19 protein-coding genes and 1 riboswitch are annotated in these 17,483 nt (G+C 64.1%); of the genes, 3 read left to right on the top strand and 16 right to left on the bottom strand.

Annotated elements, in window-relative coordinates; all coding sequences use genetic code 11:
- Nucleotides 1-70: 70 nt before the first annotated feature.
- The 16 genes from hisD to FSO04_RS17820 form a co-directional block, all read right to left on the bottom strand.
- A complete protein-coding gene (gene hisD, locus FSO04_RS17895) occupies nucleotides 71-1,393 on the bottom strand; it encodes a histidinol dehydrogenase (RefSeq protein ID WP_154560984.1) in 1,323 nt (440 codons plus the stop codon).
- A gap of 60 nt (nucleotides 1,394-1,453) precedes the next feature.
- A complete protein-coding gene (hisG, locus tag FSO04_RS17890) occupies nucleotides 1,454-2,149 on the bottom strand; it encodes an ATP phosphoribosyltransferase (protein WP_093643445.1) in 696 nt (231 codons plus the stop codon).
- Entirely contained in the window at nucleotides 2,146-3,501 is a 1,356-nt protein-coding gene (murA, locus tag FSO04_RS17885) for a UDP-N-acetylglucosamine 1-carboxyvinyltransferase (RefSeq protein ID WP_372342735.1), read from the bottom strand. The genes hisG and murA overlap by 4 nt, the downstream gene beginning before the upstream one ends.
- Nucleotides 3,502-3,519: 18 nt before the next feature.
- Nucleotides 3,520-3,759, bottom strand: a complete 240-nt coding sequence (locus FSO04_RS17880) for a BolA family protein (RefSeq protein ID WP_054036615.1) — start codon at nucleotides 3,757-3,759, stop codon at nucleotides 3,520-3,522.
- 15 nt (nucleotides 3,760-3,774) lie between these two features.
- Nucleotides 3,775-4,530, bottom strand: coding sequence for an ABC transporter permease (locus FSO04_RS17875; RefSeq protein WP_093643443.1), 756 nt, complete (start codon nucleotides 4,528-4,530; stop codon nucleotides 3,775-3,777).
- Entirely contained in the window at nucleotides 4,527-5,459 is a 933-nt protein-coding gene (locus FSO04_RS17870) for an ABC transporter ATP-binding protein (RefSeq protein ID WP_154560982.1), read from the bottom strand. Before FSO04_RS17870 ends, FSO04_RS17875 begins: the two co-directional genes overlap by 4 nt.
- Nucleotides 5,460-5,673: 214 nt before the next feature.
- Nucleotides 5,674-5,979 carry an STAS domain-containing protein gene (locus FSO04_RS17865; RefSeq protein WP_097390546.1) on the bottom strand — a complete coding sequence of 102 codons (306 nt, stop codon included), beginning with the start codon at nucleotides 5,977-5,979 and terminating at the stop codon, nucleotides 5,674-5,676.
- The gene (locus FSO04_RS17860) at nucleotides 5,976-6,608 is read right to left on the bottom strand and encodes an MlaC/ttg2D family ABC transporter substrate-binding protein (RefSeq protein ID WP_154560980.1); all 633 of its coding nucleotides are present in this window, start codon (nucleotides 6,606-6,608) and stop codon (nucleotides 5,976-5,978) included. The genes FSO04_RS17865 and FSO04_RS17860 overlap by 4 nt, the downstream gene beginning before the upstream one ends.
- 118 nt (nucleotides 6,609-6,726) lie before the next feature.
- The gene (locus FSO04_RS17855; protein WP_154560978.1) at nucleotides 6,727-7,764 is read right to left on the bottom strand and encodes an MlaA family lipoprotein; all 1,038 of its coding nucleotides are present in this window, start codon (nucleotides 7,762-7,764) and stop codon (nucleotides 6,727-6,729) included.
- Nucleotides 7,765-7,775: 11 nt separating this feature from the next.
- The gene (gene mlaD / locus FSO04_RS17850; RefSeq protein WP_154560976.1) at nucleotides 7,776-8,339 is read right to left on the bottom strand and encodes an outer membrane lipid asymmetry maintenance protein MlaD; all 564 of its coding nucleotides are present in this window, start codon (nucleotides 8,337-8,339) and stop codon (nucleotides 7,776-7,778) included.
- Between the two features lie 91 nt (nucleotides 8,340-8,430).
- The gene (gene mlaE, locus FSO04_RS17845) at nucleotides 8,431-9,198 is read right to left on the bottom strand and encodes a lipid asymmetry maintenance ABC transporter permease subunit MlaE (protein WP_054036607.1); all 768 of its coding nucleotides are present in this window, start codon (nucleotides 9,196-9,198) and stop codon (nucleotides 8,431-8,433) included.
- On the bottom strand, nucleotides 9,195-10,016 hold the full coding sequence (locus tag FSO04_RS17840) for an ABC transporter ATP-binding protein (protein WP_168435726.1): 822 nt from the start codon (nucleotides 10,014-10,016) through the stop codon (nucleotides 9,195-9,197). The genes mlaE and FSO04_RS17840 overlap by 4 nt, the downstream gene beginning before the upstream one ends.
- A 94-nt stretch (nucleotides 10,017-10,110) precedes the next feature.
- Nucleotides 10,111-11,214, bottom strand: coding sequence for a thiamine phosphate synthase (thiE, locus tag FSO04_RS17835; RefSeq protein WP_154560974.1), 1,104 nt, complete (start codon nucleotides 11,212-11,214; stop codon nucleotides 10,111-10,113).
- On the bottom strand, nucleotides 11,211-12,026 hold the full coding sequence (locus tag FSO04_RS17830) for a thiazole synthase (protein WP_054036603.1): 816 nt from the start codon (nucleotides 12,024-12,026) through the stop codon (nucleotides 11,211-11,213). The genes thiE and FSO04_RS17830 overlap by 4 nt, the downstream gene beginning before the upstream one ends.
- Nucleotides 12,027-12,065: 39 nt before the next feature.
- Nucleotides 12,066-12,263 carry a sulfur carrier protein ThiS gene (thiS, locus tag FSO04_RS17825; protein WP_028199627.1) on the bottom strand — a complete coding sequence of 66 codons (198 nt, stop codon included), beginning with the start codon at nucleotides 12,261-12,263 and terminating at the stop codon, nucleotides 12,066-12,068.
- Nucleotides 12,264-12,347: 84 nt separating this feature from the next.
- Nucleotides 12,348-13,478, bottom strand: coding sequence for an FAD-dependent oxidoreductase (locus FSO04_RS17820; RefSeq protein WP_154560972.1), 1,131 nt, complete (start codon nucleotides 13,476-13,478; stop codon nucleotides 12,348-12,350).
- Nucleotides 13,479-13,707: 229 nt separating this feature from the next.
- Nucleotides 13,708-13,831, bottom strand: a riboswitch (TPP riboswitch).
- A gap of 361 nt (nucleotides 13,832-14,192) precedes the next feature.
- Here FSO04_RS17820 and FSO04_RS17815 point away from each other — a divergent pair.
- The 3 genes from FSO04_RS17815 (at nucleotide 14,193) to FSO04_RS17805 (ending at nucleotide 17,405) form a co-directional block, all read left to right on the top strand.
- Complete coding sequence (locus FSO04_RS17815) at nucleotides 14,193-15,944, top strand: ABC transporter ATP-binding protein/permease (protein ID WP_154560970.1); 1,752 nt, start codon at nucleotides 14,193-14,195, stop codon at nucleotides 15,942-15,944.
- 59 nt (nucleotides 15,945-16,003) lie between these two features.
- A complete protein-coding gene (locus FSO04_RS17810; protein WP_154561058.1) occupies nucleotides 16,004-16,777 on the top strand; it encodes an SDR family NAD(P)-dependent oxidoreductase in 774 nt (257 codons plus the stop codon).
- Between the two features lie 166 nt (nucleotides 16,778-16,943).
- Entirely contained in the window at nucleotides 16,944-17,405 is a 462-nt protein-coding gene (locus tag FSO04_RS17805; protein ID WP_154560968.1) for a hypothetical protein, read from the top strand.
- The last annotated feature ends 78 nt before the right edge of the window (nucleotides 17,406-17,483 follow it).

The following is a 17,483-nucleotide window of genomic DNA, read 5'->3' as shown; positions in this document are numbered from 1 at the left end:
CGGCAGGGTTCGCGGACATCGGTTCGATGCCCGCCTGCTCCGTACTCCGGCTCGTCGCGGTCAGCCGCGCTTAGCCGTTCTGCCGCATCCGGTATTCGGCGCTGCGGGCATGCGCCTGCAGGCCTTCGCCGTAAGCGAGTTCGGCGGCGATCTCGCCAAGCGTCTGCGCGCCTTCCGCACTGACCTCGATCACGCTCGAACGCTTGAAGAAATCGTAGACGCCCAGCGGTGACGAGAACCGTGCGGTACGCGACGTAGGCAGCACGTGATTCGGCCCCGCGCAGTAGTCGCCGAGGCTTTCACTGGTGTAGCGGCCGAGGAAGATCGCGCCGGCATGGCGGATCAGTTGGCCCCATTGATGCGGTTCCAGCGCGGAGATTTCGAGGTGTTCCGGCGCGATGTCATTGGCGATCGCGCAGGCTTCGGCCATATCGCGCACCTTGATCAACGCACCGCGGCCTTCGAGCGAAGCGCGGATCACGTCCTGGCGCGGCATGCTCGGCAGCAGTTCGTTGATCGCATCGCGTACGCGGGCGATGAATGCATCGTCCGGACACAGCAGGATGGATTGCGCGAGTTCGTCGTGCTCGGCTTGCGAGAACAGGTCCATCGCGATCCAGCGCGGGTCCGTCGTGCCGTCGCACAGCACGAGAATTTCCGACGGCCCGGCGATCATGTCAATGCCGACCGTGCCGAACACCCGGCGCTTGGCCGACGCGACATACGCGTTGCCGGGGCCGCAGATCTTGTCGACCGCGGGCACCGTTTCCGTGCCGTATGCCAGTGCGCCCACCGCCTGCGCGCCGCCGATCGTGAACACACGATCCACGCCGCCCAGCAAGGCGGCCGCCAGCACCAGCGGATTCTTCACGCCGTCCGGCGTGGGCACAACCATGACGATTTCGCGCACACCGGCCACGCGCGCCGGAATCGCGTTCATCAGCACCGACGACGGATACGCCGCCTTGCCGCCCGGCACGTAAATACCCGCGCGATCCAGCGGCGTGACCTTCTGCCCGAGCACGGTGCCGTCGGCTTCCGTGTACTGCCAGCTATGGCTGCCGCACTCGATCTTCTGCTTCTCGTGGTAACCGCGCACGCGCGCCGCCGCCGCTTCGAGCGCTGCGCGACGCTTCGGCTCGAGGCCTTCGAGCGCCGCCTCCAGTTCGGACATCGGCAACTCGAGCGCCGCGACGCTCTTCGCCTCGACGCGGTCGAAGCGGCTCGTGTACTCGAGCACCGCGGCGTCGCCGCGTGCCTTCACGTCGTTCAGAATCTGCGCGACCGAGCGCTCGATTGCTTCGTCTTCGCTCGCCTCGAACGCGAGTACCGCATGCAGCGACTTCTGGAAGTCGGGAGCGCTGGAATCGAGTTTGCGAATCTTGATAGACATACGGGTATCCGTTTCGGTAAGGCGCGCTAAAGCGTGGTCAAACGAGCGTAGTCAAACTTTTCAGGCCGCAGCGCCGGCCTTCGACGCGCGTTCGAACGCGTCGAGGATCGGCCGCAGCGCCGCGCGCTTGAGCTTCAGCGCTGCCTGGTTCACAACGAGGCGCGACGAAATCTGCATGATCTCTTCCACCTCGACAAGATTGTTGGCGCGCAAGGTATTGCCGGAACTCACCAGGTCGACGATCGCATCGGCGAGGCCGACCAGCGGCGCCAGCTCCATCGAACCGTACAGCTTGATCAGATCGACGTGCACGCCCTTGGCGGCAAAATGCTCACGTGCGGTTTCCACATATTTGGTCGCCACGCGCAGACGTGCGCCCTGGCGCACCGCGTTCGCGTAGTCGAAACCGGCCGCCACTGCGACCGACATCCGGCAACGCGCGATATCCAGATCGACCGGCTGATACAGTCCGCTGCCGCCGTGCTCGAGCAGCACGTCCTTGCCGGCCACGCCGAAGTCGGCTGCGCCGTATTCGACGTAGGTCGGCACGTCCGTGGCGCGCACGATGATCACGCGCACATTCGCATCCGTAGTGGGCAGAATCAGCTTGCGTGAGGTTTCCGGATCTTCGGCGACTTCAATGCCGGCTGCGGCGAGCAGCGGCAGCGTCTCTTCGAAGATACGCCCTTTCGACAAAGCCAGCGTGAGCGGTGCGCTCACAGCCGGCGACGACGACGTTTGCGGCATCGAACTCATGCCTGGCTCCCCGAGATACGGCGCACCTTGGCGCCGATGGCGTTGAGCTTGGTTTCCATCCGGTCGTAACCGCGATCCAGGTGATAGATACGGTCGATCAGCGTTTCGCCTTCGGCACGCAGCGCGGCGATCACGAGGCTCGCCGACGCACGCAGGTCGGTCGCCATCACCTTCGCGCCGGACAGCTTCTCGACGCCGGTCACGAGCGCGGTGTTGCCGTCGATCGTGATGTTCGCGCCGAGGCGGTTCAACTCCTGCACGTGCATGTAGCGGTTCTCGAAGATCGTCTCGACGACTTGCGAGGTGCCGTCCGCGAGCGTGTTGAGCGCCATGAACTGCGCCTGCATGTCGGTCGGGAACGCCGGATATTCGGACGTGCGGAAGCTCACCGCGCTCGGACGCTTGTCCATGCGCACACGCATCCAGTCGTCGCCCTCTTCGATCGCGACGCCGGCTTCGCGCAGCTTCTCGGTGACCGCTTCCAGAATCAGCGGACGCACCTTACGCAATGTGACATCGCCACCGGCAGCCGCGACCGCGCACAGGAACGTGCCGGCTTCGATACGATCCGGAATCACCGTGTGCTTTGCGCCATGCAGCTTGTCGACGCCCTGGATCACCAGACGGTCGGTGCCGATACCTTCGATCTTTGCGCCCATCTCGACCAGCAGATGCGCGAGGTCACCCACTTCCGGCTCACGCGCGGCGTTCTCGATGACCGTTTCGCCCTCGGCCAGCACCGCTGCCATCAGCAGGTTTTCGGTGCCCGTCACGGTGATCATGTCGGTCACGATGCGCGCGCCCTTCAGACGCTTCGCACGCGCTTCGATGAAGCCGTGCTCGATCGTGATCTCGGCGCCCATGGCCTGCAGACCCTTGATGTGCTGATCCACCGGACGCGCGCCGATTGCGCAGCCGCCCGGCAGCGACACGCGAGCGTGACCGAAGCGCGCGACCAGCGGGCCGAGCACGAGGATCGACGCACGCATGGTCTTCACCATTTCGTACGGCGCGACGAGGTTATCGACCTTCGACGCATCCAGCGACACGCAGCCCTCGCCGCTCTCGATCTGCACGCCCATCTGGCCGAGCAGCTTGAGCATCGTGCGCACGTCCTGCAAGTCGGGCACGTTCTCCAGATGCACCGGCTCCGCGCTCAGCAGACTCGCGCACAGAATCGGCAACGCCGCGTTCTTGGCACCTGAGACGACGACTTCACCCGACAGCGGGTAGCCACCTTCAATGACGAGTTTATCCATGCCTGTCAGTTCCTGATTGACCCGGACTTCAGCCGGGCCCGCTTTGACTGTGTTCGACGCGCCGCTACCGGCGTCGCGCCCTTCTTGAGTAATTCGCACTAAATTTCCAGATTACGCGTTCTGCCATTCGGCGGGCGTCAGCGTCTTCATGCTGAGCGCGTGGATTTCTTCGCGCATGCGGTCGCCGAGCGCCGCATACACGAGTTGATGGCGCTGGATCAGACGCTTGCCTTCGAAGCTCTCGGCAACGATGGTCGCAAAGAAATGCTGACCGTCGCCTTCGACTTCGAGATGCTGGCAAGCGAGCCCAGCCGCGATGTATTGCTTGACCTGTTCGGGAGTCGGCAACATGAGGGATGCTCCTGATCAGTGGCGCAGTTTGTAGCCGGAGGCGAGCATGCGCATCGCCACCACGGCCAGCACCACAAAGAAACCGGCAACGATCGCAAGGCTCACGAGCGGATTGATATCCGACATCCCGAAGAAACCGTAGCGAAAGCCGTCGATCATGTAGAAAAAGGGATTGAGCCGCGACACTTCGCGCCACACCGGTGGCAGCGTATGCGTCGAGTAGAACACGCCCGAGAGGAACGTGAGCGGCATAATCAGAAAGTTTTGAAATGCAGCAAGCTGATCGAACTTTTCAGCCCAGATGCCGGCGATCAAACCGAGTGTGCCCAGAATCGCCGCGCCGAAAATCGCGAACGCGATGATGTAAAGCGGCGCGCTAAAGCTGACCGGCACGAACCAGATCGTCACGATGAACACGCCGAAGCCGACCGCCAATCCGCGCGCCACGGCGGCGAGCACATACGCGCCGAACATCTCGTAGTGCGACAACGGCGGCAGCAATACGAACACCAGGTTGCCCGTGATTTTCGACTGGATCAGCGAGGACGAGCTATTCGCAAATGCGTTCTGCAGCACGCTCATCATCACGAGACCGGGAATCAGAAAGCTCGTGTACTCGACGCCCGGATAGACCTGAACGTGACCGCGCAACGCGTGGCCGAAAATCGTCAGATACAGCAGCGCGGTGATGACCGGCGCCAGCACGGTCTGGAACGACACCTTCCAGAAACGCAGGATTTCCTTGTAAAACAGCGTGCGAAAGCCGCTCATGCCAGCCCCTCGATCACTTCCGGACCGTTCATCACCTGAACGAACACATCTTCGAGGTCGGCTTTGCGGACCTCGATTTCTTCGAATGCGCAGCCCGCTGCGCGACACTGCGCGAGAATCCGCTCGACGTCGTCATAGCTCGCGAGCCGCAGCAGATGCTGCCGGCCATTGCCGTTACCCGCGCCGCTTTCCACTTCGAGCGGACGCAACTCGGCCGGCAACACACCTTGCGTAAAACGCAGGAACAGCTGCATGCCCGCAAAGCGCTGCAGCAGCGTGCTGGTGCGCTCGAGCGCGACGACCTCGCCGCGCCGCAACATCGCGATGCGGTCGCACAGCGATTCGGCTTCTTCCAGATAGTGCGTGGTCAGCACGATCGTGTGACCTTCGCGATTCAGGCGCGAGATGAATTTCCACAAGGTTTGACGCAACTCGACGTCGACGCCCGCGGTCGGCTCATCCAGCACGATCACCGGCGGCCGGTGCACCAGCGCCTGCGCCACGAGTACGCGGCGCTTCATGCCGCCCGACAGCGCGCGCATATTGGCGTCAGCTTTCTCGGTGAGGTCGAGATTGGCCATGATCTCGTCGATCCACGCGTCGTTGTTGCGCAGCCCGTAGTAGCCGGACTGGATGCGCAAGGTTTCGCGCACCGTGAAGAAGGGATCGAACACGAGCTCCTGCGGCACCACGCCGAGCGCGCGGCGCGCGTCGCGAAAATCGCTGACTACGTCATGGCCGCGCACCGCAATGCTGCCTTCATCGGCGCGCGCGAGACCCGCGAGTATGCTGATGAGCGTTGTCTTGCCCGCGCCGTTCGGACCGAGCAGTCCGAAGAACTCGCCTTCTTCCACCGTGAGGCTGACGCCCTTGAGCGCCTGCAAATCCTTGTAGCGCTTCTTGACGTTACGAATTTCTATGGCTGACATGACTGTGGGCCGCGTGCGTCGCGGCGCCTAAAGGAGCCCCGAGGGGGCGCAAAAGTGCTGGAAGGGACGAAATTGGGGCCGGTTATATGCCCCGAAAAACGTTTGATTATAGGGCAAAAATCGGCAGCCCCGGCTCGGCCGGGGCGATTGGAAGTGACGCTAGGGGAGCGTCAATGTCGCGCGCGCTGCAAGCAGCATGGGACCGGAGTAACCGCTAAAGCGCTAACTCCGGTCGACATAACAGGGTATCGACGCCGTAGGCTTGTGCGAGGCTGGCGAGACCAGCCGGCAGATTGACGATCTCGAACGCGATGCCGCGCGCCTGGGCGGCACGCTCCCACGCGAGCAGGACGGCAAGCGCGGACGAGTCGAATTGCGCGAGCGGCGCGCAATCCACGCCGGTCGCGCCCGCTGCGATGCGCTGCAAACCCGCCTCGAGCGCGGCTTTCGCGCTCTCGTGGGTCAGCGTCGCGCCGCTTTCGAAGCGGCTTGCGACGACGGCGTTCAGCACTTCGCTCACGACTGCTTGCCCGCGGCCAGTTGCTGATTGCGCTGCGTGAGGAACTGGATCAGTCCGTCCACGCCCTTCTGCTGGATCTGTTCGCTGAACTGTTGCTGATACGCCTGGATCAGCCACGCGCCGAGCACGTTGATGTCATACACACGCCAGCCGTTCGGCGTCTTGTACAGACGATAGTCGAGTTCGATCGGCGAGCCGTTGTTCATCACCACCGAGCGCACCACCGTGTCGGTGTCGTCCGGGTTCATGCGGAACGGCTTGTACTGAATCTGCTGGTCGCGCACTTGTGCCAACGCGCCCGAATACGTGCGGATCAGCAGCATCTTGAACTGCTCGACGACGGCGTTTTGCTGCTCCGGCGTCGCGGTGCGCCAGTTGCGGCCCATCGCCAGTTGCGTGGTGCGGCGGAAATCGGTGTACGGCAGGATCTTTTCGTTGACGAGCTGAGTGATGTGGGTGATGTCGCCTTGCTGGATCGACTTGTCGGCGTGGATCGCATCGATCACCTGCTGGGTGACGGTCTTGACCAGGCCGTCCGGCGAATTGGAGTCCACCGTTTGCGCCGAGGCACCGGCACTGGCGAACGAAAACAGCGCTGCGAACAACGGAATCAGGAATAGTTTTTTCATATCGAACCTTGCTTGCCTTAAAAATAGTGCAACCGTTGGAGCCGACATTAACACGCGAGTTCAGCAGCAATCCATGCGCAAACTGCGAGAGTCGTATCGAGGTGTTACGGCCGCACGATCAACGCAATTTGAATGACGGGAAGTTGAAACGCGTCGGCGGAACCAGTTGGCCGGCCGGAATCTGCGTCGTTTCCGGACCGCCGTTCAGGTCGAGCGGCGGTGTTTCGGAGCCGCCGGAGGCGGCTTCAGGCGCAGCCGCCGTGCCGGTTGCGCCCGTGGTTGCGCCAGCCGCCGAAGCAGCTTGCGGCGGCGTTGCGGCGGCCGCACCGGACGCAGCCGATGCTTTCGCGGCAGCACCCTGCGTGCCTGCTGGCGCCGCAGCCGCACCGCTATCGACGTCGTCGTACTTCGGCAGCGGCGCTTCGTCGCCGTAGTTCGGCAGCGACTGCGACTGCTTGCCGTCCGACAACAAATACTGGCGGCGCTGCAGATACGCGTTACGCACGAACGAGTACTTATCCAGCGCGGCGCCTTCCAGTACATCGCTCGCGTTCAGCAGGTTCGCACGCGTATTGATCACGTTCACGCCGTACAGCGCCCACGTCAGGCCTGGCGGATTGATGTAGCTGAGCGGATTCACATAGTAGTTGCCGATCGAGCCGACCGCGTCGCGCACCGTGCTCGGACCGAACAGCGGCAGAACGAGGTAAGGACCCGGCGGCACGCCGTAGTGCCCGAGCGTCAGGCCGAGGTCGTTGTCATGCTTGGGCAGTTTAGCGAGCGTCGCCACGTCGAACAGACCGCCAACGCCGAACACCGTGTTGATCACGATCCGCATGATGTCTTCGACGCCATCGGTGATCTTCAACTGCAGCAGATTGTTCGCCGCGATGTAGACGTCGCCGATATTCGAGAAGAAGTTGGTGACGCTGTCGCGCACCGGCTGCGGCGTGATGAAGACGTAGCCCTTCGCGACCGGCTTCAGCGCGTACTGATCGAGCTTGTCGTTGACGGTGAAGATGGTGCGGTTCAAGCCCTCGAGCGGATCGCCCTTGGTCGGCGTCTGCACGGTCGAGCAGCCGGCGAGCGTAGCGGCCGCGAGCGCGAAGGTCGCTATCTGGACGGTGCGCACGCCTCGTTTGCGTAGGGTCTGCATTTTTATTCTCCTTATTGACCGGCCGCGCCAGAGGCGGGCAGAGTCGGCGCCGCCGACGCGGGTGCCGTGGCAGGGGCGGCCGCAGGTGTGGCCGAACCCGCGCCCGGCTTGGATGCGCCCGAGTCCGCGGCCTTGCTATACAGGAATTGTCCGATCAAGTTTTCCAGCACGATTGCCGATTGTGTCATCGAGATCGTGTCACCCGCTTTAAGCATCTCACTATCGCCACCGGGTTCGAGCCCGATGTATTGCTCGCCGAGCAGACCCGAGGTCAGGATCTTCGCCGACGTGTCTTTCGGAAACGGGTATTGCTTGTCGATATCGATCGTGACAACCGCCTGATACGCATTGCTGTCAAAGCCGATCGAGGCAACCCGGCCGACCGTCACGCCCGCGCTCTTCACCGGTGCGCGCGCCTTCAGTCCGCCGATATTGTCGAACTTGAGCTTGACCGGGTACGTTGCCTGAAACGACAACGAGCTCATGTTGCCGGCCTTCAGCGCGAGAAACAGCAACGCCACGAAACCCAACACCACGAACAGGCCGACCCAGAAGTCGAGAGCAGTCTTTTTCATCGTCATCCCAAAGTGAATCCGCCACGCTGCTCCCGCTCCCGTGACGCGCAAACCGAGGCGCGCCCGCCGAACGGAAACGTGCAGCGCAGTTTTAGCTGAACATCAGTGCGGTCAACAGAAAATCGAGGCCGAGCACCGCAAGCGACGCGTACACGACCGTCTTGGTCGTGGCGCGCGACACGCCTTCCGGCGTCGGCTTGGCTTCGTAGCCCTGAAACAGCGCCACAAAGGTCACCGCGAGGCCGAACACCACGCTCTTGATGACCCCGGCGCCCACGTCGCGCCAGACATCGACGCCGCCTTGCATCTGCGACCAGAACGCGCCGGCATCGACGCCGATCAGCAGCACACCCACCACATAACCGCCGAACACGCCGACCGCGCTGAAAATCGCGGCCAGAATCGGCATGGAAATAATGCCCGCCCACAAGCGCGGCGCGACGACGACCTTGACCGGGTCCACCGCCATCATTTCCATCGCGGTCAATTGCTCGCCCGCCTTCATCAAGCCGATTTCGGCCGTGAGCGACGTGCCGGCGCGGCCCGCGAACAGCAGCGCCGTGACCACCGGCCCGAGTTCGCGCACCAGCGAAAGCGCGACCAGCAGGCCCAACGCCTGTTCGGAACCGTAGCGGTTCAGCGTGTAATAACCCTGCAAGCCGAGCACGAAGCCGACGAACAGCCCCGACACGGCGATGATCACCAGCGAATAATTACCCACGAAGTGGATCTGCTTCGTGACAAGGCGCGGCCGGCGCAGCAATGGGAAAAACTCGAGCAGCAGCCGGAAGAAGAACCGCGTGGCGTAGCCGGCCGTGCCCAGCCCGTCGAGTACCGAGCGACCAAGCGCGCTGATCATGACTGACCTCCGCCAATGCCGAAGTCCGCCGCGAGTGGCGTCTTGCTGGGATAGTGGAATTTGAACGGGCCGTCCGGCGCGCCGTCGATGAACTGGCGCACCGTAGGATCGGTCGACGCGCGCAGCTCAGCCGGCGTGCCTTCGGCATGCACCCCGCCGTTGGCAAGGAAATAGACGTAATCGGCGATCGCGAACGATTCCGGCACGTCGTGCGTGACGAGGATCGACGTCGCGCCAAGTGCCTGATTCAACGCGCGAATCAGGTTCGCGGTGATGCCGAGCGAGATCGGATCGAGGCCGGCGAACGGCTCGTCGTACATCATCAGCTCGGGGTCGAGCGCAATCGCCCGGGCGAGCGCCACACGCCGCGCCATACCGCCCGAAATCTCCGAAGGCGCCAGGTCGCGCGCGCCGCGCAACCCGACCGCGTTGAGCTTCATCAACACGAGGTCGCGGATCAGTTCTTCGGGGAGGTCGGTGTGCTCGCGCAAGGCGAAGGCGACGTTTTCGAACACCGACATATCGGTGAACAACGCGCCAAACTGGAACAGCATGCCCATCTTGCGGCGCAGCGCGTAGAGGCCGTCGCGCGTCTGCTGGCCGATGTCCTGGCCATGAAACAGGATCTGGCCGCGCTGCGCGCGCACCAGACCGCCGATCAGACGCAGCACCGTTGTTTTGCCGCAACCCGAGCCGCCCATAACCGCAACGACCTGGCCGCGCTTGAAGCGCAGATTCAGGTTCGACAGGACGAGCCGGTCGCCATAACCGAAGTCGACGTCGCGCAGCTCGAGTAAGGTCTCAGGGGAGGAAGACACGAAACTGACAGTCCTTTTACACGGAAGGCCGAATTATAGGGCCATCATGGAAATGCTGCCGTGAGGTGCCCTGTCCCTTTACTGAACTTGACGATTATTGCGTAAACGCATGTTGCAGCGCAGAAACAGCGACAGCCGGGTCGGCGGCCTCGGTCACGGCGCGCACCACGGCCGCGCAACCCACGCCCGTCGCCAGCACGTCCGGCAGCACCTGCAGATCGATTCCGCCGATCGCCACCAGAGGCACGACGCCGTCGAGCAGGCGTACATACCGCACCAGACGCTTGAGGCCCTGCGGCGCGGTCGGCATGACCTTGGTGGTGGTCGGAAACACCGCGCCCAATGCAATGTAGCTTGGCCGGAAATGCAGTGCTTTCAGAATCTCGTAGAAACCGTGCGTCGACAGACCGAGGCGGATGCCAGCGGTGGCAAGTGCCGACAGATCGGCCGTATGCACGTCTTCCTGGCCGAGGTGGACGCCGTAGGCGCCCGCTTCCAGCGCGGCTTGCCAGTGATCGTTGATGAAAACCTGGGCATCGTGCTCACGGCCCGCGGCGACACAGCGGGCGATTTCGCGCTTCAGTTCGTCGGCAGGTTCGGCCGATTTGCGGCGCAACTGGACCGTTTTCACGCCAAAACCCACCACCCGTTCGACCCACTCCGCGGTCGGCAGCACCGGGTACAGCCCGAGCCTGTCGGGGCAACGCGCGAACGCTTGCGCCGGCGCGGCCGGCAGACCGGCGAGGCGTGGGAAGTGCGCGATATCGGCCGGAAATGCGTCCTCCGCTTTGGTTTCGTCGCCGTCGCGCCACGCCAGCGCCAAAACCAGCGCGTCGTGCGGATCAAAGCCGCAATCCAGAAACGCCGCCAGCGCGGGAATCCAGTCTTCCGCCAGATGGCCTTCCAGACTGTATTTCTCGCCGCCCAGATGCAACGTCGCCGCGTTCTCGGCGGCGACGATCACGCCTGCGCCCTGCACCTGCCAGCGCGCCACCTGCTCGCCATGCTGCTGCGCGTCGGCGACGATGATCAGGTCTCCGCCGTTCGGCTCGTCCGGCGCGGTCAGGCAGATGCGCCACGGCGCATGGGTCGGCGGCCACTCGCCCAAGCGGGCGCGGATCCGCTCGGCAGCTTCGGTGAGTTCGTCAGCGGGCGGCCAGAAGAGGTCGCGGCCAGTCAAAGGCAAAGTTTGCGTCATGCGGCGCTCCCGTCTTGATGCCAGAACGGCATGCCGACCACCGGCGTGCTCGCGTGCGCGCTTTCGCGTTCGGCCATCGGCCCCGCCAGAAAAGCCTGGCGGCCCGCTTCGACGCCCAGCGCGAAGGCGCGCGCCATTGCGTCGGGGTGCGTCGCCTGGGAAACGGCGGTGTTCAGCAGCACGCCGTCGAAGCCCCACTCCATCACTTGCGCCGCGTGCGACGGCACGCCGAGGCCGGCATCGACGATCAGCGGCACGTCGGGCAAGCGCTCGCGCAAGACGCGCAGGCCGTACGGATTGATCACGCCCTTGCCGGTGCCGATCGGCGCGCCCCACGGCATCAGCGCCTCGCAGCCCGCATCGAGCAGGCGGCGGCCGATCACGAGATCTTCGGTGCAATACGGCAGCACCTTGAAGCCGTCCTTGATCAGCTGCGTGGCCGCTTCGATCAGGCCGACCGGGTCGGGCTGCAGCGTGTAGTCGTCGCCGATCAGTTCGAGCTTGATCCACTCGGTTTCGAAGATTTCACGCGCCATATGCGCGGTCGTCACCGCCTCGCCGACGGTCAGGCAGCCGGCGGTATTGGGCAGCAGCGGGACGCCATGGCGTTTGAGCAGGTCGAAGAAACCGGCTTCGGCGCCGCCTTCGTTCATCTGCCGGCGCAGCGCGACGGTCACCATGCCGGGCTGCGCCGCGTCGATCGAATCGGACAGCGATTGCAGCGATGGATAGCGCGAGGTGCCGAGCAGCACACGGCTCGCGAAAGTCTGGCCGTAGAGCGTGAGCGCGTCGGCGGTTTGGGGGGCAGTCATTTGCATAATCCTGGTCTCCGGCAAGGCGTGGCGCGGGGCTTAACCGCCGGCCACGGGTTGCACGACATCGAGCTTGTCGCCCGGCTGCAGCGCGCGCGCCGCATGCTGGGTACGTGCGACGAAATCGCCGTTCAGCGCGACCGCGAATGGTGGACGCGCGCCGAACGCGGCAAGCGCATCGGCGACAGTCGCGCCTTCGGGCAACGACAACGGCTTTTGATTGATATGAATGTCCATGGTGTTCGAATACGGTTCAATCGAGTGGGGCAGCGGCGCGCGCTTGTTTATCCCGCGGCTATTTCGCCAGCAGGCGCGCAACGCTCATGCCGGCTCCCGCGTGGAGTCCAGTTGAAACAGCTCGCTCCAGCGCGCGGCACTTTGCCAGTCGGCGAAAGCATCGGCGTCGCCAATGCGGCCGTCGAGCAGCGCCGCGGCGAAGCGCACGGCTTCGTCGGCGACTTCGGGCACGATCATGTAGCCGTGCCGGTACAGGCCGTTCACGCGCAATGTCTGCGCGCCATCCCACAGCAAGGCCGGACGGTGGTCCGGCAAAGTCGGGCGGCACTGCGAATTCAGTTCGAGGATGCGTGCCTCGCCGAAGCCGGGATGCACGGAAAACGCAGCGCTCAGCAACTCGAGCGCCGAGCGCACGCTGACCGGCGACATGTCCTCGCCTTCCACTTCGGTGGCGCCAATCACGTAGAGATCGTCCTGCTTCGGCGCGATATACAGCGGGTAGCGCGGATGCAGCAGGCGCACCGGCCGCGTCAGCTTGATACCGGGCGCATGCACGCGTACAACTTCGCCGCGAATGCCGCGCAGCGTGGGCAGCACAGACTTCGCGCCCAACCCACGGCAGTCGATCGTAATGCGTGCGGACGGCAGCGCATGATCGTCGACCGGCGTGTTCCAGTGCGTTTCGACACCGCGCTGGGCGAGGCCCGCGGCGAGCGCGGTCAGCACCTGACGGTTATCCAGTTGGCCTTCGCGCGGCAGCAACCAGCCCTGGTTGAAGCGGCCCGCCAATGCGGGCTCGGCGGCGCCGACCTGAGCGCCCGCCAGCGTCACGAAGCCACCGTCGAGCAATTCAGCAGGCGCGTTCGAGCGCACCCGGCGTTCGAACAGTGGCGCTTCGGTGCGGTCGGCGTGATGCCATACGACGAGCGTGCCATTGCGCTGGAAGAACACTGGTTCGGGCAATTCGGCCAGCACTCGCGGCCAGGAATCGAGCGAACTCGCGCCGAGACGGGTGATCAGCAGTTCAGCACTGGCGGCTTCGGCCAGCGGCGCCAGCATGGCGGCGGCGACCCAGGCCGCCGCTTGCGTACCTGCAGCATCGCCGCGCTCATAGAGCGCCACGCGATGCCCTTCACCGGCGAGACGCCACGCGACGAGGCGCCCGCACAGCCCACCGCCGAGCACGGCGAAATCGGGTTGAGCAGAACGATTCATCGCGCGCACTCCGAGTCACAGCGGCAAGCAACGCTAAAGCAGCACGGCGCGCGAACACAACCGACGAAAGCGTGGCGAAGAGCAAAACACATGTCTGAAGAATAGGCGGTCATCGAGTCCTTTCCGTACGGCAAAGAAACGCACGTACCCAGGACGAAACCGGCGGGTGAGGCCGGCCGGGCAATAAGCACGTCCAATGACGGACGCCGCCCGGCGGGGAATGGAAGACTGGCTGCTTCCGGAAACTTCCCGCGCCGGTATTACCCGGATCGGGTGCAAAGGGTCTCTCTCAGCCTCGCCGCCGCTGCATGAAAATCACGCAGCCTGTGGGCAAAGCACCCCTGTTTCGTCGAAGGTCATTAGACCATAAAAGGCGCAGCGCCCGCAAACCAACGGCCTCTGCGGGCACACGCCGTTGATCCGTCACTATCTTTCGATTCATCAATACGGCCGACTGCAACGCTCTGGCACAATGCCAGGACCGGATGCCGCTGGCGCGCGGGTGACATGCTTCGCCGCCCGAGCGCCAGCGGCATCGAGGCGGGACCTCTGAGCGGAAATTAATTTTCACTTAAGGGCTTCGCGCCAGAATCGGGCGCTTACCCGGACGTGCGTTCGTCGAGCACGACGCCCGGGGCACGCACCGCAAACCCGCCGTGGGGCCGGCCCGACTGGGGCCCGCCCGGCACGGGCCAGCACTTCACCAGGATGCTCATGACACCGAATACCGCTTCCAGCCCCGCGCTGCCGCCGGACGATAAAGTCTCCGCATGGAGCCTGATCAAACCTTACTGGGTTTCCGAAGAACGAAAAACGGCGTGGGGGCTGCTCATCGCGATCATCGTTATGAATCTGCTCGTCGTGTGGATCAACGTGCGCCTGAACCGCTGGAGCGCCGACTTCTACAACGCGCTGCAGACCAAGAACGTCCACGACTTCCCGCATCTGCTGATGGTGTTCTCGGGGCTTGCGTTCGGCTTCATCATTCTGGCCGTGTACGGCCGCTATCTGCGCCAGATGCTCGGCTTCCGCTGGCGCCAGTGGCTGACCACGCGCTATCTCAACGAGTGGCTGCACGACAGCGCCTTCTACCGTATCGAACGCGACCGGCTCGCTGACAACCCCGACCAGCGGATCAGCGACGACCTGCAATCGTTCGCCACCACCACGCTCTCGCTGACGCTCGACCTGCTGTCCACGGTCGTCACGCTGGTGTCGTTCATCACGATCCTGTGGTCGCTGGCCGGTGCGCTGACCGTCTCGCTCGGCGGCATGCCGATACAGATTCCGGGCTACATGGTGTGGGCCGCGGCGCTGTACGCGGTGGTCGGCTCGCTGATCATCCAGAAGGTCGGCCATCCGCTCGTGTCGATCAATTACCAGGCGCAGAAAGTCGAGGCGGATTTCCGTTTCGGCCTGATCCGTCTGCGTGAAAACGCCGAGCAGATCGCCTTCTACGATGGTATGGAGACCGAGAAGAAGAACACCCAATCGCTGTTTGGCCGCATCCGCGACAACTGGTGGCAGGTGATGAAGTACACCAAGCGGCTCACCTTCGTGCTGAGCTTCTACGGCCAGATCGCGATCATCTTTCCGCTGGTGGTGGCAGCACCCCGTTACTTCGCGGGCGCTTTCACGTTCGGCGTGCTGATGCAGATTTCGAGCGCATTCGGTACCGTCAGCGATTCGTTTTCGTGGTTCATCAACAGTTACGGCACCCTGGTCGAATGGCGCGCTACCGTGAACCGGTTGCGTGAATTCAGCCGCGTCGTGCATGCGCCGCGTTTGAAGGAATCAGTGTCGCCCGCCACCGCGCATGGCGGCATCAACCTGCATTTTGTCGACGAAGACAAGCTCTCCACAGACGGCCTTCAGCTTGCGCTGCCGAACGGCAACCCGCTGTCGCGCATCCGCGATATCGCAATCACGCCGGGCTCGCGCTGGCTGGTTCGTGGTCCGTCCGGCTCGGGCAAGAGCACGCTGATGCGCGCGCTCGCAGGATTGTGGCCGTTCGGCGACGGCTCGATCGACGCACCAGTCAACGCGCGCATGATGTTCATCCCGCAGGTCAGCTACATGCCGATCGGCACACTGAAAGCCGCGCTCACCTATCCATCCTCTGCTGACACCTACACCGACGAAGAATGCCGCGAAGCGCTCGTCACCTGCCACCTGTCGGAATACGCCGACCGCCTGCAGGAATCGGGACACTGGACACGCGTTCTCTCGCCGGGCGAACAACAACGTCTCGCCGGCGCCCGTGTGCTGCTGCATAAGCCGGACTATCTGTTCCTCGACGAAGCAACCAGCGCGCTCGATTCGGAAAACGAAGCACGCCTCTATCACCTGTTCACCGAGCGACTGCCGCAGGCGGCGATCGTCAGTGTCGCGCATCGCGAATCGCTGGCGGCGTTCCATGGCGAAACGCTCGACGTCGAGCGCTCGGGCGAACCGATCGCCGCGTGAACAGCGTGAACAACGCGAGCGACATGAGCGGCACCGGTGACGCGAGCAGCACGACCGGCATGAGCGGTGCCGAACTCGATCGGCTCGTCCTGATCACCGGCGCGGGCTCCGGCATCGGCGCCGCACTGGCCCGGCGCATCGCCGCGCCGCGCACCGCGTTGATGCTGCACGCCCGCGGCGCCGACGACGAAGCGCGCCAGCGTCTTACACAAGTCGCCGCCGATTGCAGCGCGAACGGCGCGCGCTGCGCGACGGTGTTCGGCGATCTGGCCGAACGCGGCGCCGCGGAACACGTAATTCATCAAACGCTCGCGAACTTCGGCGCGCTTGATCAGTTGGTAGCGAACGCCGGCCACGCGCAACGGCAAACGCTCAACGCACTCGACGCTGACGTGTTCAGCGCCGCCTTCGCCGCCATGCCGGCCGCGTTCGCCGCGCTCGTCAAGCGTGCGACGCCCGCCCTGGAAACCTCGAAGCGAGGACGCGTGGTCGCGCTCAGTTCGTTCGTCGCGCATCGCTATCGCGTGGATGCGCCGTTCGCCGCAACGGCTGCGGCGAAAGCGGCGATCGAGTCACTGGCCAAAACCGCAGCCGCCGAACTTGCGCCGCATGGCGTGACGGTCAATTGCGTGGCGCCCGGCTATACCCGTAAAGATCGCGGCCCAAGTGCCGATAATGCATCGGTGTGGACTCGCGCCGCCGAAGCGACACCGCTCGGTCACGTCGCCGAGCCCGCGGATATCGCCGCGCTGATCGCCTTCCTGCTCTCCGACGAAGCGCGTCACATCACCGGCCAGGTGATCCATATCGACGGCGGCCTGACGCTCGGCTAGGCAGCACGCCGCAACATCCGGAAACACGCGAGAACAGTTCGAAAGCATTTGCGAAGCGGGCAAGCTGTTCCGCGCTTTGAAAATCCCCTGCAGCAGCGACGATAGTCGTGCGGGCTGTACCATGCGCCGCCCGCCACGCCCCTCACTGCTACTGGACTCTCCGCACATGTCATTCGATCACCGCTTCCATCCTTTGACCCAGCGCGCAGCGCTTGCGCTTGGCGCAGCCCTGCTGCTCACGAGCGCCGCGTACGCTGCGCAAGCCACCCAGCCCAATGAGCCGGCGGATGTTTGCCCCGCGCTCAAACACATCGTCGACGCACCCGATTTCAAGCAGTTGCACGCGCAACCTGCCGCGCAACTGCCGGGCGTATCGGCCGTGGACGACTGCCGCGCCAACACGCACGCCTACGATTGCCACTGGCGCGCACACTGGCAAGCCGACGGTGTCGTCAACGATCCGCTCGAAGAATTCGGCGCCGATATCGCTGCCTGCTTTCCCAACGTCGTGCACGACGTCAACACGCCGACGCGTCAGCATTTCATCGTGACCACCGAAGATCGGCGCGTGAACGTGACGGCCAGCGTGCAAGGGCAAAACGAACTGCGCCTGCGCGTCACGCGCTGAGCGTCGGCCGTTTTTGCCACGTTCCGCTGCTTTTCCGCTGAGACCCGTTGTCATTCGCCGCACTTCCTCACCGCCATC

The sequence above is a fragment of the Paraburkholderia madseniana genome, from assembly GCF_009690905.1.
GTDB classification, from domain to species: Bacteria; Pseudomonadota; Gammaproteobacteria; order Burkholderiales; family Burkholderiaceae; genus Paraburkholderia; species Paraburkholderia madseniana.
The sequence above is the reverse complement of the archived record's forward strand: the minus strand, read 5'-3'. Positions and strand labels throughout refer to the sequence as shown.